This is a genomic window from Bradyrhizobium sp. Kon69, from assembly GCF_055807515.1.
On sequence record NZ_JBVVOS010000542.1, the window covers coordinates 1 to 241 of the forward strand.

Annotated in this window: 1 protein-coding gene; it reads right to left on the reverse strand. The window is 56.8% G+C overall.

The features are described 5' to 3' along the window. Positions 1 to 133 precede the first annotated feature (133 nt). Positions 134 to 241, reverse strand: a complete 108-nt coding sequence (locus tag AC0L3U_RS40090) for a DUF2970 domain-containing protein (RefSeq protein WP_473365223.1) — start codon at positions 239 to 241, stop codon at positions 134 to 136.

Below are 241 nucleotides of genomic sequence, written 5' to 3' on the forward strand. Positions count from 1 at the left end.
CATTTTGTGATCATGGGTATTGTGTTCACCGCGGTGTTTGCCCTGACGCTGTTCGGCATCGTCAAGCTGGTGCTGCACCTGGCCGGGGTTTGAAGCCGGCCAAGGTGGGAGAGATTGCAGGCTGAAGGGCTATTTACTGGTGGCTGACCCAGAACACAGCGGTGAACACAATACCCATGATCACAAAATGGCTGGGCTTGCCGTGGGTGAAGTCGCGGGCGCGATTCTTGCCGCTTTGCAC